Source organism: Streptomyces sp. Je 1-79 (assembly GCF_025195125.1).
GTDB lineage: Bacteria > Actinomycetota > Actinomycetes > Streptomycetales > Streptomycetaceae > Streptomyces.
The window spans coordinates 66122-88957 of record NZ_JAMGSL010000014.1 but is presented as its reverse complement, the minus strand read 5'-3'; the positions used below and the strand labels follow the sequence as shown (position 1 = coordinate 88957).

Here is a 22836-nt window from a genome sequence, read left to right as displayed (position 1 = left end):
GGTCTCGTTGCTCACAGTGCGGGGCCCTCCGTGCTGATGAAGACGTTCTTGGTTTCGGTGAAGGCGGTCAGTGCGTCGGGGCCGAGTTCCCGGCCGAGGCCGGACTGCCGGTAGCCGCCGAAGGGGGTCCAGTAGCGGACGCTGGAGTGGGAGTTGACGGAGAGGTTGCCGGCCCTGACGGCGCGCGAGACGCGCAGGGCGCGGCCGACGTCGCGGGTCCACAGGGAGCCCGAGAGGCCGTACTCGGTGGCGTTGGCGAGCCGTACGGCGTCCTCCTCGTCCTCGAAGGGCAGGACGACGGCGACCGGCCCGAAGACCTCCTCGACGGCGCAGGGGGCGTCCTCGGCGACGTCGGTGAGGACGGTCGGCGGGAACCAGAAACCGGGGCCCTCGGGGGCCTTGCCGCGGATGCCGGGGAGGGAGTCGGGGACGTACGCCCGTACGCGTTCCAGCTGGGCCCTGGAGATCAGCGGGCCCATCTGGGTCCTCTCGTCGGCCGGGTCGCCGACGACGATCTCCTCGACGGCGGGGGTGAGGAGCTCCAGGAAGCGGTCGTACACGCCGCGCTGGACCAGGATGCGGGTGCGGGCGCAGCAGTCCTGGCCGCTGTTGTCGAGGAAGGACATGGGGGCCGCGGCCGCGGCGGCCTCGATGTCGGCGTCGGCGAAGACGATGTTCGGGCTCTTGCCGCCGAGTTCGAGCGTCAGGCGCTTCACCTGGTCGGCGCACTTCGCCATGATGCTCTTGCCGACCCGTGTCGAGCCGGTGAAGACGATCTTGGCGATGCCGGGGTGTTCGACGAGCGCGTTGCCCGCGACGGCCCCCTCGCCCGGCAGGACCTGGAAGAGGCCTTCGGGGAGCCCTGCCTCCAGGGCGAGTTCGGCGAGGCGGAGCGCGGTGAGCGGGGTGGTCTCGGCGGGCTTGAGGATCACCGCGTTGCCGGCGGCGAGGGCGGGGGCGGTGGCCCACGCGGCGATCGGCATGGGGAAGTTCCAGGGCGCGATCACGCCGACGACGCCGAGGGGTTCGAGGATGGTGACGTCGAGTCCGCCGGCGACGGGGATCTGCCGGCCGTTCAGCCGTTCCACTCCCCCGGCCGCGTAGTCGAGCAGGTCGCGGACGTTGCCCGCCTCCCAGCGGGCGTTGCCGAGGGTGTGGCCGGCCTGGCGGACTTCGAGGAGGGCGAGCTCCTCGGTGTGGGCGTCGACGACGGCCGCGAAGCGGCGCAGCAGCCGGGCGCGGTCGGCGGGGGCGGCGGCGGCCCATCCGCGCTGGGCTTCGGTGGCCCGTACGACGGCGGCGTCGACGTCCTCGGTGGTGGCGGCGGGGACGGTGGCGACGACCTCCTCGGTCGCCGGGTTCAGGACAAGCAGTTCGTGCGGCAACTCGTTCCTCACATGCGTTCGAAGGAGCGGCGCAGCTCCCAGTCGGTCACCGCGGCGTCGTACGCGTCCAGTTCGACGCGGGCCATGTTGCGGTAGTGCGCGACGACCTCGTCGCCGAAGGCGGCCTTGGCGATGGGGCTGGTCTCCCAGAGCTCGGCGGCCTCGCGCAGGGTGGTGGGGACGTGGGCGTGGTCGGCCGTGTAGGCGTTCCCGTCGCAGGCGGCGGGCAGTTCGAGCCCCTGCTCGATGCCGTACAGGCCGGCGGCGATCAGGCCCGCGACGGCGAGGTGGGGGTTGACGTCTCCGCCCGGCAGACGGTTCTCGAAGCGCATCGAGCGGCCGTGGCCGACGACGCGCAGGGAACAGGTGCGGTTGTCGACGCCCCAGGCGACGGCGGTCGGGGCGAAGGAGCCGGGCTGGAAGCGTTTGTAGGAGTTGATGTTGGGGGCGTAGAGGAGGGAGAAGTCGCGCAGGGCGGCGAGCTGGCCGGCGAGGAAGTGCCGCATGACCTGGGACATTCCGGCGGGCCCGTCGCCGGCCATGACGTTGGTGCCCTCGGCGTCCTGGAGCGAGAGATGGATGTGGCAGGAGTTGCCCTCGCGCTCGTTGTACTTCGCCATGAAGGTGAGCGAGACGCCCTCCTGGGCGGCGATCTCCTTGGCGCCCGTCTTGTAGACGGCGTGCTGGTCGCAGGTGACGAGGGCCTCGTCGTACTTGAAGGCGATCTCGTGCTGGCCCGGGTTGCACTCGCCCTTGGCGGACTCGACGGTCAGGCCGGCGCCGGCCATCTCGTTGCGGATCCGCCGCAGCAGGGGCTCGACGCGGCCGGTGCCGAGGACCGAGTAGTCGACGTTGTACTGGTTGACCGGCGTCAGGCCCCGGTAGTTCGCGTCCCAGGCCTGCTCGTAGGTGTCCTTGAAGACGATGAACTCGAGCTCCGTGCCGACGTGCGCGGTGTAGCCGTGTTCGGCGAGCCGCTCCAGCTGGCGGCGGAGGATCTGGCGCGGCGCGGCGACGACGGGCGAGCCGTCGTTCCAGGCGAGGTCGGCGATGAGCATCGCCGTACCCTCGTTCCAGGGCACGCGGCGCAGGGTGGAGAGGTCGGGACGCATGGCGAAGTCGCCGTAGCCGCGGTCCCAGGAGGACATCGCGTATCCGTCGACCGTGTTCATCTCCGTGTCGACGGCCAGAAGATAGTTGCAGCCCTCGGTGCCGTGGTCGAGGACGTCGTCGAGGAAGAACGGTGCGGCGAACCGCTTGCCCTGGAGCCGTCCCTGCATGTCGGGGAAGGCCAGGACGACGGTGTCGATCTCACCGCTCGCGACGAGGGCGCGCAGCTCCTCGACGGAGAGCGGGGCTTTGCGGTCTGCCACGGGATTACTCCTCCTTGGGTCAGCCGGAAGCCATAAGGTATTGCCGAAGACCATTGCTTGGGAAGGGGAAACGGGAACGTGTCCAGTACGAGTGAACCGGCGGACCGGCTGACGCCCGTGCTGCGGCCGGTCCGAGCGGGCAACGGCTTCGAGGAGGCGCTGGAGCAGATCCTCCAGGTCGTACGGCTCGGGCTGGTCCCCGGCGGTGAGCGGCTGCCGGCCGAGCGGGAGCTGGCCGACCGGATGGGGATCAGCCGGGTCACCCTGCGCGAGGTGCTGAAGGTGCTCCAGGAACAGGGCCTCGTGGAGAGCCGGCGCGGGCGGTACGGCGGCACGTTCGTGCTCCAGCGGCCGCGGACGGCCGACGAGGACGAGCTGCGGCGCCGGATCGCCTCCGTCGACGTGGAGGACACGCTCCGGTTCCGCGAGGTCCTGGAGGTCGGCGCGGCGGGGCTGTGCGCGGCGCACGGTCTCGACGACGCCGGCGCGGAGCGGCTCCGTACGGCCCTCGCGGCCACGCACGACGCGCCGCTGGACGACTACCGGCGCCAGGACACCCTGCTCCACCTCACGCTGGCCGAGCTCTCCGGCTCCCCCACGCTCACGGCGCAGTACGCCGCCGTGCGGGCGACGGTGAACGACCTCCTGGACTGCATCCCCCTGCTCGTACGCAACCTGGAGCACTCGCAGCACCAGCACGCGGCCCTGGTGGAGGCGGTGCTCGACGGTGACGCGGACGCGGCCCGCGAGGTGATGCGCGAGCACTGCGGGGGCACGGCGGCGCTGCTGCGCGGCTTCCTGACCTGAGGCGCGCGGGCGCCTGAGGCGAGGGGCCGGCCGTCGGCGCGCGCGAAGGGGCGGCCGGTGGGAGCTCCGGCTAAGCCAGGGGGCGGCCGGTGGGAGCTCCGGCGACGCCAGGGGGACCGAGCCCCACAGGAGGGGGCGTAACCCGAAAGTAACGCACGGGGGTTGCGTTCCAGCCGAGGCGGCGCAAAGGTATGGCACCAATCCATTGGGCCCGACGCGGGAGCTGACGCTGCCATGACGCTCGAAGACACCACCGGGAACAAGACGGCACCTGACGACTACCTCGAACGCCGGGCCCTGCGCCGTGGCAGCGCCGGCTGGCTGCTGCTCACCGGCCTGGGCGTCGCCTATGTCGTCTCCGGCGACTTCTCCGGCTGGAACATCGGCCTGTCCAAGGGCGGCTTCGGCGGACTGGCCATCGCGACCGTCCTGATGGGCGCGATGTACGCCTGTCTCGTCTTCGCGCTCGCCGAGCTCTCCGCCATCCTGCCCACCGCCGGCGGCGGCTACGGCTTCGCCCGCCGGGCGCTCGGCACCTGGGGCGGCTTCCTCACCGGCACCGCGATCCTCATCGAATACATCCTCGCCCCCGCCGCGATCTCCATCTTCATCGGCGACTACGTCGAATCCCTGGGCCTCTTCGGCCTGGAGTCCGGCTGGCCGGTCTATCTCGCCTGCTTCGCCGTCTTCATCGGCATCCACCTGTGGGGCGTGGGCGAGGCGCTGCGCTTCAGCCTGATCGTCACGGCCATCGCGGTCGCCGCGCTCGTCATCTTCGCGCTGGGCGCGCTCAGCGACTTCCACGTCGACGGGCTGAACGACATCCCGGCCGACGGCGAGGCCTTCGGCGCCAACTCCTGGCTGCCGTACGGGCTCCTCGGGATCTGGGCGGCGTTCCCCTTCGGCATGTGGTTCTTCCTCGGCGTCGAGGGCGTGCCGCTCGCGGCGGAGGAGGCCAAGGACCCGGTCCGCTCGATGCCGAGGGCGCTCGCCCTGTCGATGGGCATCCTGGTGCTGCTCGCCGTGGTGACCTTCTTCGCCGCGACCGGAGCGCGCGGGTCGGCCGCGATCCAGGAGGCGGGCAACCCGCTGGTCGTGGCGCTGCAGGGCGACGGCGACCCGACCGCCCTGAGCCGCTTCGTGAACTACGCCGGTCTCGCGGGGCTCGTCGCCTCGTTCTTCTCGCTGATCTACGCCGGTTCGCGCCAGCTCTTCGCCCTCTCCCGGGCCGGCTACCTGCCCCGGTTCCTGTCCCTCACGAGCCGCCGCAAGTCCCCCTACCTGGGGCTGCTGATCCCGGGCGCGATCGGCTTCGCGCTGGCCGCGGGGACCGGGGACGGCGCGCGGATGCTGAACATCGCGGTGTTCGGCGCGACCATCTCGTACGCCCTGATGGCGCTCTCGCACATCGTGCTGCGGCGCCGCGAGCCGGACCTGCCGCGGCCGTACCGGACGCCGGGCGGCGTCGTGACCTCGTCGGTGGCGTTCGTCCTGGCCCTGTCGGCGCTGGTGGCGACGTTCCTGGTGGACAAGGACGCGGCGTTCATCGCGCTGGGGGTCTATGTGATCGCCCTCGCCTACTTCGCGTTCTACAGTCGGAAGCACCTGGTCGCCAAGGCGCCGGAGGAGGAGTTCGCGGCGCTGGCGGCGGCCGAGGCCGAACTCGAACGCGACTGATCCACCGTCGGTCCCTCTGGAGGAGTGTTCCGTGTCCAAGCCGCTCATCGGCGTGACGACCTATCTGGACCAGGCCCGCTGGGGCGTGTGGGAGATGCCCGCGGCGCTGCTGCCGGCGCAGTACCCGCGCCTGGTGCAGGCGAGCGGCGGCCTGGCGTCGATGCTCCCGCCGGACGCGCCGTCCGCCGCCGCGTCGGTGGTGGCGCGGCTCGACGGTCTGGTGATCGCGGGCGGGGCGGATGTGGAGCCCGTGCGGTACGGGGCCGAGCCCGACCCCCGTACCGGCCCGCCGGCCCGGGCCAGGGACGCGTGGGAGCTGGCCCTGATCGAGGCGGCACTGGCCTCCGCCACCCCGGTGCTGGGCATCTGCCGGGGGATGCAGCTGCTGAACGTGGCGCTCGGCGGCACGCTGGTCCAGCACCTGGACGGCCATGTGGAGGCGGTCGGCGTGATCGGCCGCCACACGGTGAAGCCGGTCCCGGGCACGCGGTACGCCTCCCTGGTCCAGGAGCAGACCTCGGTGCCGACCTACCACCACCAGTCGGTGGACCGCCTCGGCGAGGGCCTGACCCCCTCGGCGTACGCGGAGGACGGCACGATCGAGGCCGTCGAACTCCCGGACCCACTCTGGGCCCTGGGCGTCCAGTGGCACCCGGAGATGGGCGAGGACCTCCGGGTCATGCGCGGCCTGATCACGGCGGCGGGCTGAGACCGACCCGAGGAGCCTTTTTACCCCGTCGTAGCCCGAGTCAGGGACAGCAGGTCACGCGCCGGCCCCGTCGGCCGGTGGCCCGTGGGCCAGACCGCGCGGAGTTCGCGGCGGAGGAGGACGCCCTCGACCGGGATCTCGACCAGACGGCGGGAGGCCAGCTCCTCCACGATCGCGAGCTCACTCAGGACGGCGGGGCCCGCGCCGCTGACCGCCGCCGCCTTCACGGCCGTGGTGGAGGCGAGTTCGAGGAGCGGCCGGGCCAGCCCGCCGTGGGCGGAGAGCGCGGAGTCGAGGACCTGGCGGGTCCCCGAGCCGCGCTCGCGCAAAATCAGCGGGGTCGCTGCCAGCTCGCCCGGGTCCAGCTCCCGGCGGCGCCGGGCCCACGGGTGGGACGGTGCGGCGACCACGAGGAGCCGGTCGCGGGCGACCACCGCCCCGTCCAGGCCGTCGGGCACCGCGAGCCCCTCCACGAAGCCCAGGTCCGCCTCGTCCGCGAGGAGCCGCTCCGCGACGGCCGCCGAGTTCCCCGCCATCAGCGACACGGCCGTGTCCGGCCGCTCGCCGCGCAGCGCGATCAGCCACCCCGGCAGCAGGTACTCGGCGATCGTCATCGACGCGGCCACCCGCAGCCGCGAGTCCCGCCGCCCCCGCAGCGCCTGCGCCCCCGCGTCGAAGGCCTCCGCGGCCTCGACGATCCGCCGCGCCCAGTCCGTCACCAGCGCCCCCGCGTCCGTGAGCCTGGAGCCGCGCGGCGAGCGGTCCACCAGCGCGACCCCGAGCTGCCGCTCCATGGACCGGATCCGGCTGCTCGCGGCGGGCTGGGTGATGCCCACCTCGCGGGCGGCCCGCCCCAGACTCCCGTGGCGGGCGACGGCGAGCAGCAGTTCCAGCGCGCCGAGGTCGGGCACCCGGTGGGACAGGGGTGAGGTCGGGGAAGGCTCGCTGCTCATAAAGTCAGCTTATGACGTCATAGCGCCAAGATCCCTGGTCGGGCCCGCGCGGCCGCGCGAGGGTGAGGTCATGGCAACCCTCGCTCCTTCCCGTCCGGCCCCCCTCGCCACCACCCCCGGCGTGCGGGCGGCCGCGGTCCGTCACCTCGGCCCCCACTGGTACGCCTCGGTGATGGGCACCGCCATCGTCGCCAACGCGGGGGCGGCCCTCCCCGTGCACGTCCCCGGGCTGCGCGCCGTCTGCACGGCCGTCTGGGCCCTCTCCCTGGCCCTGCTCCTCACCCTGCTCACGGCCCGCTCCGCGCACTGGATCCACCACCGCGACCGGGCCAGGGAGCACCTCATGGACCCGGCCGTGGCCCCGTTCTACGGCTGTCTGTCGATGGCGCTGCTCGCCGTCGGCGCCGGCACGCTGACCGTCGGCCAGGACTGGATCGGCCTGCCCGCCGCCGTCGCCGTCGACACCGTCCTGTTCACGGCCGGTACGGTGATCGGCCTGGCCGCCGCGGTCGCGATCCCGTACCTGATGGTGGTGCACCACAGGATCGAGGGCGCCTCGCCGGTGTGGCTGTTGCCCGTCGTCGCGCCGATGGTCTCCGCCGCGGTCGGCCCGCTACTCCTGCCCCACCTGCCCGCCGGGCAGCCCCAGCAGACCCTCCTGATCGCCTGCTACGCGATGTTCGGCGTCAGCCTGCTCGCCACCCTCGTCATGCTGCCGCTGGTCTTCGGCCGGCTCGTCACCGGCGGCCCGCTGCCCCTCGCGCTCACCCCGACGCTCTTCCTGGTCCTCGGCCCGCTGGGCCAGTCGACGACCGCCGCGAACAAGTTCGCCGACGCCGCGACCGGTGTGCTGCCCGCCCCGTACGCGCACGGATTCGCCGCCTTCGCCGTCCTCTACGGCGTGCCCGTCATGGGCTTCGCCCTGCTCTGGCTCGCGCTGGCCGGGGCGATGGTGGTGCGGGCCCGCCGTCAGGGCATGGGCTTCGCGATGACCTGGTGGGCCTTCACCTTCCCGGTCGGCACCTGTGTGACGGGTGCGGAGGGGCTCGCCCACCACACCGGACTCGCCGCCTACAGCGCCCTCGCGGTCGCGCTGTACGTGTTCCTCGTCGCGGCCTGGCTGGTGGCCGGATTCCACACCGTGCGCGGGCTGTTCAGCGGTGCGCTGCTCGCAGCGCCCGGGCGAGGACCCGTGGCGCCTCGGCCAGTGACGGCCCGTACCACGTGAGGTGCCGCCCGCTGACGAGTGCGGCGGCGGCCCCGGGGAACGCCTCGGGGCCGTCCTCGCGCGTGAAGCGGTACGGCTCGTCGGGCAGCACGACCAGGTCGGCTCCCGCCGCCCGGAGCTCGTCGAGCGGGACGCGCGGATAGCGCTCGGGGTGAGCGGAATACAGATGCCGTACGCCGAGACGGGCGAGCAGGTCGCCGGCGAAGGTGTCGCGGCCGAGGACCATCCAGGGCCGGCGCCAGATCGGGACGACGGCGGTGACCGGCGGGCCCGGCGCCTCGACGGCGGCCCATGCCTGCTCCGCCTCGTCCAGCCAGCGCGGCCGGTCCGGGACGCCACAGGCGCGCAGCACGCGGTCCAGTTCGCGGAACGCCTGGTCCAGCGTGCGCACCTCGGTGACCAGGACCTCGGTCCCGGCGGCGCGCAGGGCGGCGATGTCGGGGGCGCGGTTCTCCTCCTCGTTGGCGATCACGAGGTCGGGGCGGAGCGCGGTGATCGCCGGGACGTCGGGGTTCTTGGTGCCCCCGATCCGTACGACGTCGAGGTCCGCCGGGCGCTCGCACCAGTCGGTGGCGCCGACGAGCAGGCCCGGCGCGGTGACGGCCACGGCCTCGGTCAGCGAGGGGACGAGGGAGACGACGCGGGCCCCGGTCCCGGTGCCCCCCGGTCTCATGTGTCGTCGGCCTCGATGTGCTCGGCGACGGCGACGACGAGGAGACGGGTGCCGGGCTCGGTGGCGCGCCACCGGTGCCGTACGCCCCCGGAGAGGTAGAGCGTGTCGCCGCGTTCGAGCCGGTACGCCCGGCCCTCCGCCTCGACCTCGGCGGCGCCGTCGGCGACGAACAGCAACTCGTCGTTGCGGTGCTGGAATTCGCGGCCCGCGTCCCGCTCGCCGGTGAACTCCAGCGCGTGCAGCTGGTGCCGGCCGCGGACCAGGGAGCGTACGCCCTCGGGCATCGCGTGCGGATGCTCTTCGGCCCGTACGACGTCGACCGTGCGGGCGGCCTCCGCCGCGGCGAGCAGTTCGGCCGCCGAGGTCTCCAGCGCGCCTGCGACGAGCTCCAGGGACCGCTCGCTGGGGCGGGCCCGCTCGTTCTCGACCTGGCTGAGGAAGGGCACGGACAGGCCGCTGCGCGAGGCCACGACGGCCAGGGTGAGTTTCAGGGCGCGGCGGCGCTTCTTCACGGCCGCGCCCACGCGTGGGGAATCCTTGTCGTCCATGTCGGCTCCCTCCCTCGCCCTCGGTGCCGCGTACTGGTCGGTTACCTGAACCTTACGCAGCTTTGGCGCGGGGTTTCGCGTCGTGGCGAAAAGGGGTGGCCACCGAACACGTTCGGCGACCACCCCTGTTCGGACAGGAGTCGGAAATCCCTGTTCGGGGCTACTGCGGGGCGAGCTTCTCGGCGAGGCCGGGGTTCTTCTCCAGCCAGCCGCGGACCGCCTCCTGCTCCTTGCCCTTGCCGGTCTCCTGGATGGTGGCTTCGAGATCCGTCAGCTGCTTCTCGGTCAGCTCGAAGTTCTTCAGCCAGGCGCCGACCTCGGGGTTGTCGGCGGTGAAACCCTTACGGGCGAGGGTGTGGACGCCGTCGCCCTTGCCCCAGGTGCCCTTGGGGTCCTTGAGCTTCTTCAGGTCGTACGACGAGTAGGCCCAGTGCGGCGACCAGAGCGTGACGACGACCGGTTCCTTCTTGTCGTAGGCGCGCTTGAGCTCGGCGAGCATGCCGGGCGTGGAGCCGTCGACGACCTTGTACTCGCCCTTGAGGCCGTACTGGTCCAGGACCTTGTCCTTGAGGATGCCCATCATTCCGGCGCTCGGCTCGATGCCGATGATCCGGCCCTTGAACTCGCCGCTCCTGCCCTTGAGGTCGTCGAGCGAGTCGATGTCCTTCATGTAGGAGGGCACGGACAGTTCCAGGGAGGTGGGGCCGTACCAGGAGCCGAGGTCCTCCAGCTTGTTCCGGTACTTCTCCCAGTACTGGGCGTGGGTGACCGGGAGCCAGGAGTCGGTCTGGAAGTCGATCTGGCCGCCGGCCAGGCCGGTGTAGAGCGCGCCGGCCTCCAGCTGCTTGGCGTCGACCTCGTAGCCGCGCCGTTCGAGCAGCTCCTTCCAGAGGAAGGTGGAGGCGATGCCCTCGTCCCAGGGGATGTAGCCGAGGTTGATCTTCTTGCCGTGGCCGATGTCCTTGCCGCCGGCGGTCGTCGACGCCGCGCCGCCGCCGAGGAAGCCCATGCCGCCCGCGACGAGCGCGAGGACGACCACGCCGACGAGCGCGGTGACGGGCTGCGGGCGGTGGCTCCAGAGCTTCGCCCCGGCACGTGCGGCGCTCGCGGCGCGCGCCTTGGCGAGCGCCCGGCGGCCGAGCGGCGAGACCTGGCGGCCGAGCGCGCCGGTCATCCGGTCCAGGTACATGGCGAGGATGACGATGGAGATGCCGGCCTCGAAGCCGAGGCCGATGTCGACGTTGCCGATGGCGCGGTAGACCGCGCCACCGAGCCCGCCGCCGCCGACCATGCCGGCGATGACGACCATGGACAGGCCCAGCATGATGACCTGGTTGATGCCGGCCATGATCGTGGGCAGGGCGAGCGGCAGCTGGACGCGGAGCAGCGTGTTGCGCGGGGTCGTACCGAACGCCTCGGCCGCCTCGACGAGTTCGCCGTCGACCTGGCGGATGCCGAGCTCGGTCATCCGGACGCCGGGCGGCAGGGCGAAGACGATGGTGGCGATGATGCCGGGGACCACGCCGACGCCGAAGAAGATGATGCCGGGGATCAGATAGACCATGGCCGGCATGGTCTGCATGAAGTCCAGGACCGGGCGCAGTACGGCGCTGACGGTCTTGGAGCGGGCCGCCCAGATGCCGAGGGGGACGGCGATCACGAGGGTCACGAGGGTGGCGACGAGGACCAGCGACAGGGTCGCCATCGCGTCGTCCCACAGCTCGATCGAGTCGACGAGCGCGAAGCCCGCGAAGGCGAGCACACCGGCGGTCAGCCCGCGCAGCCACCAGGCGGTGACGGCGAGGATGCCGGCGAAGAGCAGCGGCTCGGGCGCGGAGAGGACCGCGTCGATCCCGTCGTAGAGACCGGTGACGACGGCGGTGATGGCGTCGAAGAGCCAGGAGAGCTGGGCCTGGAGCCAGTCGACGGAGCTGTCGACCCACTGGCCGAGGTGGAGCCTAGGCATGCGCGGCCACCTCCCTCGTACCGGTGGAGCCGGGTATGCAGGCGACGGGCGGGCGCTGCTCGTCCCCGATGAAGCCGATCAGCCGGGACTGCGGTACGACTCCGAGGACGGTGCCGTCGGTGTCCTTGACGGCCACCGCGTGCGGGACGCGGGCGCTGACGGCGCACAGGTCGGCGACGAGGGTGTCGGGGCCGACGGTCTCGCAGTCGCAGCCGTCGGGGCGGGGGTGCTCGGCCTCGGTCATCACGGCGGCGGCCGTGAGCACGCGGGAGCGGTCGACGTCCTGGATGAAGGAGGCGACGTAGTCGTTCGCGGGGCGGATCAGGATGTCCTCGGCGCTGCCGAGCTGGACGATCCGGCCGTCGCGCATCACCGCGATGCGGTCGCCGAGGCGCATGGCCTCGTTGAGGTCGTGGGTGATGAAGACGATGGTCTTCTTGAGCCGCTTCTGCAGTTCGAGGAGCTGGTCCTGCATGTCGCGGCGGATCAGCGGGTCGAGCGCGCTGAACGACTCGTCCATGAGGAGCAGGTCGGCGTCGGTGGCGAGCGCGCGGGCGAGGCCCACACGCTGCTGCATGCCGCCGGAGAGCTCGTCGGGCCAGGACTGCTCCCAGCCGGCGAGGCCGCACATCTCCAGCGCCTCGGCGGCCCGGGTCTCGCGCTCGGCGCGCGGGACGCCCTGGACCTCGAGGCCGTACGCGGCGTTCTCGAGGACGCTGCGGTGCGGGAAGAGGGCGAAGTGCTGGAAGACCATGCTGATCTTCTTGGACCGCACGGTGCGCAGATCGCGGGGGCTCAGCGCGGTGAGGTCGCCGCCGTCGAACAGCACGCGGCCCGCGGTGGGCTCGAGCAGGCCGTTGAGCATGCGCAGGAGGGTGGACTTGCCGGATCCGGACAGACCCATCACCACGAAGATCTGGCCGGGCTCGACGGTGAAGGACGCGTCGATCACCGCCGCGGTCGTGCCGTCCGCGCGCAGCTCGTCGCGGTCCGCGCCGTTCGCGAGCTGCTTCACGGCTTCGTCGGGTCGTCTGCCGAACACCTTGTACAGGTGATCGGCCTGGAGCCTGGACACATATACCTCACGCGTTGAAACGAAAACGGCCCGCCACCCCCGCAGCCGGGCCGTGGAGCGGGGCGGTTTCGGCCCGCGACTCCCGTGGCGTCCGCCGATCCGTGTGAGGAATCGCCGGACCGGGTCCGCTCCGGGCCCCCGCCTGCCCCGGGGTTCACGGGCCAAACACAAAGGTGACGGGGGTCACGCGGCTGGTGTGGTCGCCGGGTCCGTTCCCGACGGGGCGTCGTCCTGCGGGGCCGCTGTCAGCGGGGTGCGGCATGATCGGGGTGTGACGCGACGCCTGATGCTCCTCGACACCGCCTCTCTCTACTTCCGCGCGTACTTCGGCGTTCCGGACTCGGTCCGGGCCCCGGACGGCACGCCGGTCAACGCCGTCCGCGGACTGCTCGACTTCATCACCCGGCTCGTCCAGGACCACCACCCCGACGACCTCGTCGCCTGCATGGACGCCGACTGGCGCCCGCAGTGGCGGGTGGACCTGATCCCCTCGTACAAGGCGCACCGGGTCGCCGTCGAGACGGAGACGGGTCCGGACGAGGAGGAGATCCCGGACACGCTCTCCCCGCAGGTGCCGGTGATCGAGGACGTCCTGGACGCCCTCGGCATCGCCCGGGTGGGGGTCGCGGGCTACGAGGCGGACGACGTCATCGGGACGCTGGCCGGGCAGGCGAAGGGGCCGGTGGACATCGTCACGGGCGACCGGGACCTCTTCCAGCTGGTGGACGACGAGCGAGGGGTCCGGGTGCTGTACCCGCGCAAGGGCGTCGGCGACTGCGATCTGGTCGACGGCGGTCTGATCCGCACGAAGTACGGGGTCCGGGCGGACCAGTACGCCGACTTCGCGGCGCTGCGCGGCGACGCCAGCGACGGCCTGCCCGGGGTGAAGGGCATCGGCGAGAAGACGGCCGCGCAGCTGATCACGGAGTACGGCGATCTGGCGGGCGTGCGGACGGCCGCCGTGGACCGTACGTCGAAGCTGACCCCGGCCAAGCGGCGCGGGATCGTGGAGGCCGCCGCCTACCTGGACGTGGCCCCGACGGTCGTCCGGGTGGCGGGCGACGTCCCGCTGCCGGACTTCGACCCGGCCCTGCCGGCCGCCCCGCGCGACCCCGAGGCGCTGGCGGAGCTGGTGACGCGCTGGGGGCTCGGCGGGGCGGTCGGACGGCTGCTTCCCGTACTGGCGCGCTGAGGCGCTGCCGGGCGGCCCGCGGCGCTCTGGGCCGCCGACCGCCGGGGATGCTAGCTTAGGTGAACCTAAGTTCGCAGATGCAGGGAGACCGTCGTGGCAGAGCAGCCCGCGCGCAAGGCACCGCAGGCCCACGAGGCACAGGTGCTGCACACGGAGCGGATCACTCCGCACATGGTGCGGGTGGTGCTGGGCGGGAGCGGCCTCGACGCGTTCGCGGTCGGCGAGTTCACCGACCACTACGTGAAGCTGCTGTTCGCTCCGGAGGGCGTCAGCTACCCGGAGCCGTTCGACATGGAGCGGATCCGCGCGGAGTTCCCGCGTGACCAGTGGCCGACGACGCGGACGTACACGGTACGGAGCTGGGACCCGGTCCAGCGCGAGCTGACGGTCGACTTCGTGGTCCACGGCGACGAGGGCCTGGCCGGGCCGTGGGCGGCGCGCGTCACGGCGGGCGAGACGATCCGCTTCCTGGGACCGGGCGGCGGATACGCGCCGGACGCGGAGGCGGACTGGCACCTGCTGGTGGGCGACGAGAGCGCGCTGCCGGCGATCGCCGTGGCCCTGGAGCGACTGCCGGAGGGTTCGACGGTGCACGCGTTCCTGGAGGTCGCGGACGCGTCGGAGGAGCAGAAGTTCGCGACGGCGGCGGGCGTCGAGGTGACCTGGCTGCACCGGGGCGACCGGCCGGCCGGTGAGTCGCTCGTGGAGGCGGTCCGCGCGCTGCAGTTCCCGGCGGGCGACGTCCACGCCTTCGTCCACGGCGAGGCCGGCTTCGTGAAGGAGCTCCGCCGCCACCTGCGCCTGGACCGCGAGGTGCCGCGCGAGCGCCTGTCGATCTCGGGCTACTGGCGCCTGGGCAAGACGGACGAGGCGTGGCGCGCGATCAAGCGCGAGTGGAACGACCAGGTGGAACGCGAACAGGAGAACTGAGCCCACGGCGGGGGGCCTTGCCGCCCTCGCCCTCGGGGGGCCGTCGCGCTCCCGCGCCCGCGGGGGGCCTTCGCGCCCCCGCGCCCGCCCCCGACCCCGGCTGCGGGCAACTGGTCCGCGGGGCGGACACCCACCCTCGTTGTGGCAACTGTTCCGCGGGGCGGAACGGGTGGGGCAAACCCACGGGGGCGACTGCCGGTCAAGGCCCGTTCGCGCCAGGGGCCTCGACCCCGAAGACCCGCCCCGACGCGTCCACGTGCGCCAGCCTCCGTAGCGCCGCGAAGACCGCGTCCCCCAGCACCGTCCCCACCACCACGCTCTCCACCAGGTCGTCCCGCTCCACGTTCCGCGCGACGTACTCCAGGTCCGCCGCGGCCACCTGCTCCGCCGCCCCCGCGTACGCGTCGAGCACCTCGGCGAAGTCCCCGTGGCCGACCTCCGTCAGCGCCGCCAGGGCGATCGCCAGCGCCTCCCCGGCCGGGTTGCCCGTGTGCCCGTGCCAGCCGCGCCGCGCGATCAGCTCCGCCACCACCTTCCGCGCCGCGACGACACCCTCCCCGGGCTCGTCCGTGTAGCGCGGCACCACCCGGTCCGCGGCCGTGCCCAGCAGCTTGTGCACCGACCGCTCACGGTCCTCGATCGCCGCGAGCACCTCACGGATCCCGGCGACGGACAGCCCGCCGACGTCCAGGAGCGCCCGGATCAGGCGGAGGCGCCGTTCGTGCGTCTCGTCGTACGAGGCCTGGTTCGGGCTCGTCAACTCCCCGGCCGGCAGCAGCCCTTCCCGTACGTAGTACTTGATCGTCGGCACCGACACCCCGGTCCTACGGCTCAACTCTCCGATGCGCAACCTGCATTCACCTTCCCGATCCCGCTCCGGTCTTGCCGGGCGACCTCCCCATCATAGATAGTGGCGCTATCAGATAGCGGCAAGTGCTGCTATCCATAATTCACGGGGGTACCCATGTCCTCAGCGCTTCCGCGGGTCAGCGAGCTGCACCGGCCTCTGGTGTGGTTCTCCGCCTCCATGGCGTTACTCGCCCTGGTCGCGGCCGGCGGCCTGCTCCTCGACGACCGGATCCTGGTCGGCGTGCCGATCTGGGCGAAGCCGTTCAAGTTCGCCGTCTCGTTCATCGCGTACTGCATGACGCTCGCCTGGATGCTCACCCTGCTCCCGCGCGGCCGCAGGGCCGCCTGGTGGGCGGGTACGACGGTCGCCGTGACCGGCCTCGTCGAGATGGTCCTGATCACGACGCAGGTGGTCCGCGGCCGGCAGAGCCACTTCAACAACGAGACGCCCTTCGACGCCGCCGTCTTCGGGGCCATGGGCCTGACGGTCGTCGTCCTGTGGCTGGCCGCCCTGGTCATCGCGGTCCTGCTGCTGCGCGCCCGGATCCTGGACCGCGCCACCGCGTGGGCCGTGCGCCTCGGGTCCCTGATCGCCCTCGTGGGCGCGGCGATCGGCTTCGTGATGACGCAACCCACACCTGATCAGATGGCGGCCGGGGAGGACGCGGTGATCATCGGCGCCCACGGCGTCGGCGTCCCGGACGGCGGCCCGTCGATGGCCGTGACCGGCTGGTCCACGACCGGCGGCGATCTGCGCATCGCCCACTTCTTCGGCATGCACGCCCTCCAGGTGATCCCGCTGGTCCTGCTCGTCGTGGTCACGCTCGCCCCGAGGTTCGCCCGGCTGGGCGACGAGCGGGTACGACTGCGGCTGACGCTCGTCGTCTCGGGGACGTACGCGGCCCTCTTCGCCCTGGTCACCTGGCAGGCCCTGCGCGGCCAAGCGCTGCTGAGCCCCGACGGGACCACGCTCGCCGCCCTCGGCGCGATCGCACTGCTCGGCGCGGGGTCGACGTGGGCGGCCCTACGCACCCCGACCGGAACCGGAAGCACCCCCACCACCACCGCCGAGCCCGCACCGGCACCGGCACCGGCACCGGCACCGGCACCGGCACCGGCACCGGCAGCCCACACCACCACCGAACCCACTGCCACCCCCCAGGAGTTCACCTCATGACGGGCTTCCTATTCGAGCTGAGCTTCTTCCTCGCCGCCCCCGTCTGGCTGCTGATGATCTTCGCGCCGAGCTGGCGCGGGACCGAGCGCCTCGCCGCCTCCCCGCTGACCGTCGTACCGATCCTCGCGGTGTACATCGCCCTCGCCCTGCCCGTTCTCCCCGAGCTGTGGGCGGCGGTCAGCAGCCCGGACCTCGACACCTTCCGGGAACTCACCGCACTGGCGAACGGCGCGGGGGCGATCTGGGCCCAGGTCATCGCCTGGGACCTGCTCCTCGGCCAGTGGATGTACCGGGAGGCCCGCAGGCGCGGGATCTCGCCCCTGCTGATGGGCCCGCTGCTCGTCCTGACGATCCTGCTGTCCCCGTTCGGCCTGCTCGCGTTCCTCGCCCTCCGAGCAACGCGAAAGCCGACCCCCGCCCGGGCGTGAGTCCCCCGGCCACGACGCCTCACTGCGCGCCGTCCCGCGGTCGCCGCCTCACGGACCGGGGAGCAGCCGGGTTTCGCCGTGGGGCAGTTTGGTCCACCAGTGGTCGTAGCGGCGGTAGACCCTCGGCTCGCGGTCGGCGAGGAACGCCGTCAACGAGCGGGCCTCGTCGGCGAGTCCCTCCCACGCCTCGTCCGGAAGGCCGTGGAAGGCGGTCGCCTCGATTCCTCCCTCGGCCGGGCGCCACACGCCGGCGACGTATCCGTCGACCAGCAGGGTCGGCAGCACGTCTCCGTTCCTTCGGATGACCAGCGAGCGGTGGTCGGGCGGGATGACCCGGCCGCGGTCGGCGTAGGCCAGCAGGGTGCTGTCCCACATGGCCATCAGCCGTGGCGGGGCGGGAACGTCCTCGTCCGGATGCGGTGCGCCCGGCACGTCGAACAGCTCCTCGCCGTCCGGCCCCTCCGCTCGTTCGAGGTCGTCGCCGAGCGTGCGCAGTGCCTCTCTGACCCTGGCCCGCTGGACCATGGCGAACTGTGCCATGTCCGCCGCGGACGCGGGCCCGAACCCTTCGAGGTAGCGAACGAGCAGCCTGCGCAGGGCCGCGTCGGAGGCCTCCGGCTCCGGTGGCGTCGGGGGGTCCGGGGGCGCGACGTACGAGGGCCGCTCCCCGAACGACCACGGTGGCGCGGTGGGCGCGTGCAGCAGCGGTGTGTAGTGGCGCAGCCCCCACCACGCTCCCGACTTCGGCGCGCTCCCCGTCCGTTGCTCGATCCAGGCCTCGTACTCGGCGTTCGTCCGGGGCCGGTCGGCGAACGCGAGCAGCTCGGGGACGAGCAGGTCGGCGTCGGCCGGGGTCAGTCCCGACGCCGTGTAGCGGTCGCCGAGCCTCCCGGCCCTCAGCACGGGATGCAGTGCCGCCCGGAAGGTCCGGTAGTCGTCGGCATGGACGGCGTGCAGCGTGATCCGCATCAGTGTCGACTTGACGACTGTCCCGTGGGCGAAGGCCTCGTCGAGTTCGGACGGGTCGAACCCGGCTGTCCTGTTCCAGAGGGCGAGGTAGGGCGACGCCGGCTGCTGGGCCTGCAGCGCGACCACGCGCCGTACCGCCTCCGCGGCGCCGACGCTCTCTCGTCGTAGCAGCAACTGCCGGGCCAGAGTGGACCGGTTGAGTCCCCGAGCACTGATCTTCATCCGGGCATCCTCCCGCACCTCAAGGGCGTGCCCTGAGCGTGGCGAGGACCTCCCGGTCGGGCTGGAGGGTGAGGCTCGGCACGGGCCGTATCTCGCCGGCGTCGAGGTCGAGGCGGAACCGGCGGGCGAGGACGGCGAGGACCAGGACGGCTTCGACCATGGCGAACCGGGTCCCCAGGCACACCCGCGGACCGCCGCCGAACGGGAACCACGCGTACTCGGGTATCTCCTCGGCGGGCTCGCCCTCCCCCGTGCCCCAGCGCTCGGGCCGGAACTCTTCCGGATCCTTGAACCAGCGTCCGTCGCGCTGGGTGGCCCACTGACTGCTCCACACCCGTGTCCCGGGGGGTATCGCCGTCCCGCCGAGCGTCGCGCCTTCCCGGGCGATGCCGGTGAGGAGCCAGATCGTCGGGTAGAGCCGGAGGGTCTCCTTCACGACGGCCTGGGTGTATGTCAGCCGGGCGTAGTCGTCGAAGCCGGGTTCGCGATCGTCGAGGACCCGGTCGAGTTCCTCGGTGAGGGCGTCCCGGACCCGGGGGTTGTGGGAGAGCAGGTGCCAGGCCCAGACGAGGGTGGAGCTGGTGGTCTCGTGTCCGCCGATGTAGAGGGTGACGGTCTCGTCGCGGATCTCCTGGTCGGAGAGGTGGGCGCCGGTCTCGTCCTGGGCGGCGAGGAGCCGGCTGAGGAGGTCGGGCCGCTCGGTCTCGCCGTCGCGGTGGCGGGCGACGACCCGCCCCACCTCGGCGTCGATGACGGCGGTGGCGCGCTTGATGCGGGCGCGGCCCGGCGTGGGCACCCAGTCGGGCAACAGGGCTCCGATGCCGCTGAATTCGGCGCCGATCTCCTTCTGCGCGACGTCCATGGCACGGCCGATGGCTTCGGCGTCGGCGGCGGTGTCGACGCCGAAGATGGTGCGGACGGCGATCAGCTGGGTGAGGGCGGCCATCTCCTTCTTGATGTCGACGCGCTGTCCGTCGGTCCACCGGTCGGCGAGCGCGATCGCGCACTCGGCCATCGTGGCGGCGTAGGAGCGCACCTGCTTGGGCCGGACGGAGGGCTGGACGAGGGAGCGCTTGCGGCGCCAGTCGGCGCCCTTGGCGACGACGACTCCGTTGCCGAGGAGTGTGCGGAAGGCGATGCCGAGGTCGGGCTGGTCGAAGGTGCGCTCGATCTCGGTGAGGAGTTCGCCGATGGCGTCGGGGTGGGCGATGAAGAGTGCGGGGCCGCGGCCGAAGCGCCAGCTGACATAGTCTCCACGCTCGCGCAGCCGCTCGAAGAAGGCGAGCGGGTCCTTGCCGAACTCCGGCATGTTTCCGAGCAGGGGTACGCCGCGTGGCCCGGGCACGATCTTCTGTCCGTCGGCCTGCTCCTCGACGGCGGCCGAACCGGCTTGCGTGGTCACGTGCGTCCCCTCCCAGCGGTGGTGCCCGGTGTGTGGGTCCATGGAATCGGAGAGGCCTGACGCTCCGCCACCCCTGTGGACAACACCCTGTGGACAACCCGGTCCAGGCCGGACGAAGACCGGCCCCTGATGGGCCCGCCCGGCCAGACCGCGCGGCGCCCCCAGCGACCCGCGGCGCGCCCAGCGACCCGCGGCGCGCCCAGCGACCCGCGGCGCGCCACGCCAGGGCCCGGCGCGCCAGACGGCGACCCGCGGCGCGCCACGCCGACGGCCCGCGGCACGCCATGCCGAGATCCCGCTGCGCGCCACGCCGGCGCTCCCCCGGCGCGCCATGCCGAGGGGCCCGCAGCGTCAACCACGGGCCCCACAGGCGACTTGAGGAGTGCCGCTCAGGTCACCGAGCTGTACGCGACGACTCCCCTCAGCAGCGCCTCGACCGCCTTGCGCGCGTTCTTGGCGACGGTGCTGTTCTCCTTCGGCGCGGCGGCCGCGATCTGCCCGAGGACGTCGATGACCTGCTTGCACCAGCGCACGAAGTCGCCTGCGGGCATCTCCGCCTCGCGCAGGACCTCGTCGAGTCCCTTGTCGGAGGCCCACTGGTAGGCGGCCCAGGCGAAGCCGAGGTCTGGTTCGCGCTGTCCGACCCCTTCCGTCTGGCTGATCTTGAACTCTTCTTCGAGGGCGTCGAGCCGCCCCCAGATGCGCACCATCTCTCCGAGCGCGACCTTGGCCTTCCCGGCGGGAAGCTTCGGTGCGACGGCGTCGTCGGACTGACGGGCCTCGAAGACCAGCGCCGAGACGCACGCCGCCAGTTCGGGCGGGGTCAGGCCCTCCCAGACGCCTTCGCGCAGGCATTCACTGGCCAGCAGGTCGAGTTCGCCGTAGAGCCGGGCGAGCCGCTTGCCGTTGGCGGTGACGTCGTCGCCGCGCAGATAGTCGAGCTCGGTGAGGAGCGCGACGATCCGGTCGAAGGTGCGGGCGATGGTGTTCGTCCGGCCTTCGATGCGCCGTTCCAGCTGCTTGGTGTCGCGCTGCAGGCGGTGGTAGCGCTCGGCCCAGCGGGCGTGGTCCTCGCGCTCGTCGCAACCGTGGCAGGGGTGCGCGCGCAACTCGGTGCGGAGCCGGGCGATCTCGCGGTCGTCGGCGGCGACCGAGCGGTCCTTGCGGTGCCGCGCGGGGTTGATGTGTCCCGCCTTGGTGCGCAGGGCGGAGGCGAGGTCCCGACGGGACTGCGGGGAGCGGGGGTTGAAGGACTTGGGGATCCTCAGCCGCTCCATGGCCTCGACCGGGACGGGGAAGTCGATCGAGGCGAGCCGCTTGACCTGTCGTTCGGCGGTGAGCACGAGCGGGCGGGGCCCGTCGTGGTACTCGAAGCCGCGGTGGCCGTTGGTCCGCCCGGCCGGGATCCCGGGGTCGAGGACGAGGGCGAGTCCGGCGAACTTGCCGGTGGGTACGTGGATGACGTCGCCGGGCTTCAGCTTCTCCAGGGAGGCGGCGGCCGCGGCGCGGCGCTGTGCGGCGCCCTGCTTGGCCAGTTCGGTCTCGCGGTCCTTGAGGTCGCGGCGCAGCCGCGCGTACTCCTCGAAGTCTCCGAGGTGGCAGGTCATGCCCTCGCGGTAGCCGTCGAGGCCTTCTTCGTTCTTCTGGACCTGGCGGGAGATGCCGACGACGGACCGGTCCGCCTGGAACTGCGCGAAGGAGGTCTCCAGGAGCTCGCGCGAGCGGTGGGCGCCGAACTGGTCGACCAGGTTGACGGCCATGTTGTACGACGGCTTGAAGCTGGAGCGGAGCGGGTAGGTGCGGGTGCCGGCGAGGCCGGCGAGGTGGCCGGGGTCCAGGCCGCGCTGCCAGAGCACGACCGCGTGGCCCTCGACGTCGATGCCGCGGCGTCCGGCGCGTCCGGTGAGCTGGGTGTACTCGCCGGGGGTGATGTCGGCGTGCTGCTCGCCGTTCCACTTGACCAGCTTCTCCAGAATCACGGACCGGGCGGGCATGTTGATGCCCAGCGCGAGGGTCTCGGTGGCGAAGACGGCCTTGACGAGGCCGCGGACGAACAGCTCTTCCACGACCTCCTTGAAGGTGGGGAGCATGCCGGCGTGGTGGGCGGCGATGCCGCGCTCCAGCCCTTCCAGCCATTCGTAGTAGCCGAGGACGTGGAGGTCCTCGGAGGGGATGGCGGCGGTGCGCTCCTCGACGATCTCGCGGACGCGCTGCCGGGCCTCGTCGTTGTTGAGGCGCAGTCCTGCGTAGAGGCACTGCTGGACGGCGGCCTCGCAGCCCGCCCGGCTGAAGATGAAGGTGATGGCGGGCAGGAGCCCCTCGGTGTCGAGGCGGTCGATGACCTCGGGTCGTCCGGGCGTCCAGATACGGGAGCGCTGGCGGCGCTCGCGCTCGCGGTCGGCCTCGCGGACCATCTTGCCGCGGCGCCGCTCGCGCGGGTTGTACGTGCGGGTGTTCTCGGTGCGGGCCAGCCGCAGCAGGTCGGGGTTGACCTCGCGGCGGGAGGCGCCGCGGCCGCCGTGGTCGGTCTCCTCCTCGAAGAGGTCGTACATCCGGCGGCCGGCGAGGACGTGCTGCCAGAGCGGCACGGGCCGGCTCTCGGAGACGATGACCTCGGTGTCGCCGCGGACGGTGTCGAGCCAGTCGCCGAACTCCTCGGCGTTGGAGACGGTCGCGGAGAGTGAGACGAGCGTCACCGACTCCGGGAGGTGGATGATGACTTCCTCCCAGACGGCGCCGCGGAAGCGGTCCGAGAGGTAGTGCACCTCGTCCATGACCACGTAGCCGAGGCCGCTGAGGGCCTGGGACCCCGCGTACAGCATGTTGCGGAGGACTTCGGTGGTCATGACGATGATCGGGGCGTCCCCGTTGACGCTGTTGTCGCCGGTGAGGAGGCCGACCTTGCCGGGTCCGTACCGCTTCACGAGGTCGGCGTACTTCTGGTTCGACAGCGCCTTGATGGGGGTCGTGTAGAAGCACTTGCGCCCTTGGAGGAGGGCGAGGTGGACGGCGAACTCGCCGACGATGGTCTTGCCGGAACCCGTGGGCGCGGCGACGAGCACGCCCTTGCCCGCTTCGAGGGCCTGGCAGGCCTCGATCTGGAAGGGGTCCAGACCGAACTCGTACATCTCGCGGAAGGGGGCCAGCGCCGTGGCCTGCTCTGCGTTGCGGGCCCGGGCAGCTGCGTACGCTTCGGCTGGTGTGAGGTCCTCTGTCATCTTGCTGTCGAGCCTACCCGCCACCTCTGACACTGACGCGATCTTTAATGACCGA

Annotated in this window: 19 protein-coding genes; 8 read left to right on the top strand and 11 right to left on the bottom strand. The window is 72.3% G+C overall.

From position 1 onward, the window contains the following. Positions 1–11: 11 nt before the first annotated feature. Positions 12–1427: an aldehyde dehydrogenase gene (locus tag M5362_RS26590; RefSeq protein ID WP_374214533.1), complete on the bottom strand. Its 1416-nt coding sequence runs from the start codon at positions 1425–1427 to the stop codon at positions 12–14. Then, positions 1394–2758, bottom strand: a complete 1365-nt coding sequence (locus M5362_RS26585; RefSeq protein ID WP_260230291.1) for a glutamine synthetase family protein — start codon at positions 2756–2758, stop codon at positions 1394–1396. Before M5362_RS26585 ends, M5362_RS26590 begins: the two co-directional genes overlap by 34 nt. A gap of 78 nt (positions 2759–2836) precedes the next feature. Here M5362_RS26585 and M5362_RS26580 point away from each other — a divergent pair, with 78 nt between their 5' ends. The 3 genes from M5362_RS26580 to M5362_RS26570 all read left to right on the top strand — a co-directional run bounded on the left by M5362_RS26580 (position 2837) and on the right by M5362_RS26570 (position 5951). Beyond that, positions 2837–3565 carry a FadR/GntR family transcriptional regulator gene (locus M5362_RS26580; protein WP_260230289.1) on the top strand — a complete coding sequence of 243 codons (729 nt, stop codon included), beginning with the start codon at positions 2837–2839 and terminating at the stop codon, positions 3563–3565. A gap of 234 nt (positions 3566–3799) precedes the next feature. Beyond that, entirely contained in the window at positions 3800–5242 is a 1443-nt protein-coding gene (eat, locus tag M5362_RS26575) for an ethanolamine permease (RefSeq protein ID WP_260230288.1), read from the top strand. Positions 5243–5273: 31 nt separating this feature from the next. Then, positions 5274–5951, top strand: coding sequence for a gamma-glutamyl-gamma-aminobutyrate hydrolase family protein (locus tag M5362_RS26570; protein WP_260230287.1), 678 nt, complete (start codon positions 5274–5276; stop codon positions 5949–5951). 20 nt (positions 5952–5971) lie between these two features. On the opposite strand, the gene M5362_RS26565 is transcribed toward M5362_RS26570, so the two are convergent. Beyond that, complete coding sequence (locus M5362_RS26565; protein WP_260230286.1) at positions 5972–6904, bottom strand: LysR family transcriptional regulator; 933 nt, start codon at positions 6902–6904, stop codon at positions 5972–5974. A gap of 70 nt (positions 6905–6974) precedes the next feature. Here M5362_RS26565 and M5362_RS26560 point away from each other — a divergent pair, with 70 nt between their 5' ends. Next, a complete protein-coding gene (locus tag M5362_RS26560) occupies positions 6975–8132 on the top strand; it encodes a TDT family transporter (protein ID WP_260230285.1) in 1158 nt (385 codons plus the stop codon). Here the strand turns inward: M5362_RS26560 and M5362_RS26555 are convergent. The 4 genes from M5362_RS26555 to M5362_RS26540 all read right to left on the bottom strand — a co-directional run bounded on the left by M5362_RS26555 (position 8059) and on the right by M5362_RS26540 (position 12394). Beyond that, positions 8059–8805 (bottom strand): helical backbone metal receptor, encoded by a 747-nt coding sequence (locus M5362_RS26555; protein WP_260230284.1) that lies wholly within the window; start codon positions 8803–8805, stop codon positions 8059–8061. The genes M5362_RS26560 and M5362_RS26555 overlap by 74 nt on opposite strands. Then, complete coding sequence (locus M5362_RS26550) at positions 8802–9353, bottom strand: helix-turn-helix domain-containing protein (RefSeq protein ID WP_260230283.1); 552 nt, start codon at positions 9351–9353, stop codon at positions 8802–8804. Before M5362_RS26550 ends, M5362_RS26555 begins: the two co-directional genes overlap by 4 nt. Before the next feature lie 160 nt (positions 9354–9513). Further along, positions 9514–11319 (bottom strand): ABC transporter permease/substrate binding protein, encoded by a 1806-nt coding sequence (locus M5362_RS26545; RefSeq protein ID WP_260230282.1) that lies wholly within the window; start codon positions 11317–11319, stop codon positions 9514–9516. After that, positions 11312–12394 (bottom strand): glycine betaine/L-proline ABC transporter ATP-binding protein, encoded by a 1083-nt coding sequence (locus M5362_RS26540; protein ID WP_260230281.1) that lies wholly within the window; start codon positions 12392–12394, stop codon positions 11312–11314. Before M5362_RS26540 ends, M5362_RS26545 begins: the two co-directional genes overlap by 8 nt. A gap of 286 nt (positions 12395–12680) precedes the next feature. Here M5362_RS26540 and M5362_RS26535 point away from each other — a divergent pair, with 286 nt between their 5' ends. Continuing rightward, positions 12681–13586, top strand: a complete 906-nt coding sequence (locus tag M5362_RS26535; protein WP_260230410.1) for a 5'-3' exonuclease — start codon at positions 12681–12683, stop codon at positions 13584–13586. 93 nt (positions 13587–13679) lie between these two features. Next, positions 13680–14516: a siderophore-interacting protein gene (locus tag M5362_RS26530; protein ID WP_260230280.1), complete on the top strand. Its 837-nt coding sequence runs from the start codon at positions 13680–13682 to the stop codon at positions 14514–14516. 199 nt (positions 14517–14715) lie between these two features. Here M5362_RS26530 and M5362_RS26525 read toward each other — a convergent pair whose 3' ends face one another. Next, entirely contained in the window at positions 14716–15366 is a 651-nt protein-coding gene (locus M5362_RS26525) for a MerR family transcriptional regulator (protein ID WP_260230279.1), read from the bottom strand. A gap of 177 nt (positions 15367–15543) precedes the next feature. On the opposite strand from M5362_RS26525, the gene M5362_RS26520 reads away from it, so the two are divergent. After that, entirely contained in the window at positions 15544–16542 is a 999-nt protein-coding gene (locus M5362_RS26520) for a hypothetical protein (protein ID WP_260230409.1), read from the top strand. Beyond that, positions 16539–16970, top strand: a complete 432-nt coding sequence (locus M5362_RS26515) for an ABA4-like family protein (protein WP_260230278.1) — start codon at positions 16539–16541, stop codon at positions 16968–16970. Before M5362_RS26520 ends, M5362_RS26515 begins: the two co-directional genes overlap by 4 nt. Positions 16971–17018: 48 nt before the next feature. On the opposite strand, the gene M5362_RS26510 is transcribed toward M5362_RS26515, so the two are convergent. The 3 genes from M5362_RS26510 to M5362_RS26500 form a co-directional block, all read right to left on the bottom strand. After that, positions 17019–18161: a winged helix DNA-binding domain-containing protein gene (locus tag M5362_RS26510; protein ID WP_260230277.1), complete on the bottom strand. Its 1143-nt coding sequence runs from the start codon at positions 18159–18161 to the stop codon at positions 17019–17021. A gap of 19 nt (positions 18162–18180) precedes the next feature. Beyond that, positions 18181–19470 carry a cytochrome P450 gene (locus tag M5362_RS26505; RefSeq protein WP_374214532.1) on the bottom strand — a complete coding sequence of 430 codons (1290 nt, stop codon included), beginning with the start codon at positions 19468–19470 and terminating at the stop codon, positions 18181–18183. Positions 19471–19952: 482 nt separating this feature from the next. Further along, positions 19953–22781: an RNA helicase gene (locus tag M5362_RS26500; protein WP_260230275.1), complete on the bottom strand. Its 2829-nt coding sequence runs from the start codon at positions 22779–22781 to the stop codon at positions 19953–19955. Positions 22782–22836 lie beyond the last annotated feature (55 nt).

What these genes read in the sequence shown, in the direction of transcription:
- eat (WP_260230288.1), top strand. Translation starts at nt 3,800, where the DNA reads ATGACGCTCGAAGACACCACCGGGAACAAGACGGCACCTGACGACTAC.
- M5362_RS26565 (WP_260230286.1), bottom strand. Translation starts at nt 6,904, where the DNA reads ATGAGCAGCGAGCCTTCCCCGACCTCACCCCTGTCCCACCGGGTGCCC.
- M5362_RS26560 (WP_260230285.1), top strand. Translation starts at nt 6,975, where the DNA reads ATGGCAACCCTCGCTCCTTCCCGTCCGGCCCCCCTCGCCACCACCCCC.
- M5362_RS26555 (WP_260230284.1), bottom strand. Translation starts at nt 8,805, where the DNA reads ATGAGACCGGGGGGCACCGGGACCGGGGCCCGCGTCGTCTCCCTCGTC.
- M5362_RS26550 (WP_260230283.1), bottom strand. Translation starts at nt 9,353, where the DNA reads ATGGACGACAAGGATTCCCCACGCGTGGGCGCGGCCGTGAAGAAGCGC.
- M5362_RS26545 (WP_260230282.1), bottom strand. Translation starts at nt 11,319, where the DNA reads ATGCCTAGGCTCCACCTCGGCCAGTGGGTCGACAGCTCCGTCGACTGG.
- M5362_RS26535 (WP_260230410.1), top strand. Translation starts at nt 12,681, where the DNA reads ATGCTCCTCGACACCGCCTCTCTCTACTTCCGCGCGTACTTCGGCGTT.
- M5362_RS26520 (WP_260230409.1), top strand. Translation starts at nt 15,544, where the DNA reads ATGGCGTTACTCGCCCTGGTCGCGGCCGGCGGCCTGCTCCTCGACGAC.
- M5362_RS26515 (WP_260230278.1), top strand. Translation starts at nt 16,539, where the DNA reads ATGACGGGCTTCCTATTCGAGCTGAGCTTCTTCCTCGCCGCCCCCGTC.
- M5362_RS26510 (WP_260230277.1), bottom strand. Translation starts at nt 18,161, where the DNA reads ATGAAGATCAGTGCTCGGGGACTCAACCGGTCCACTCTGGCCCGGCAG.
- M5362_RS26505 (WP_374214532.1), bottom strand. Translation starts at nt 19,470, where the DNA reads ATGCCGGAGTTCGGCAAGGACCCGCTCGCCTTCTTCGAGCGGCTGCGC.
- M5362_RS26500 (WP_260230275.1), bottom strand. Translation starts at nt 22,781, where the DNA reads ATGACAGAGGACCTCACACCAGCCGAAGCGTACGCAGCTGCCCGGGCC.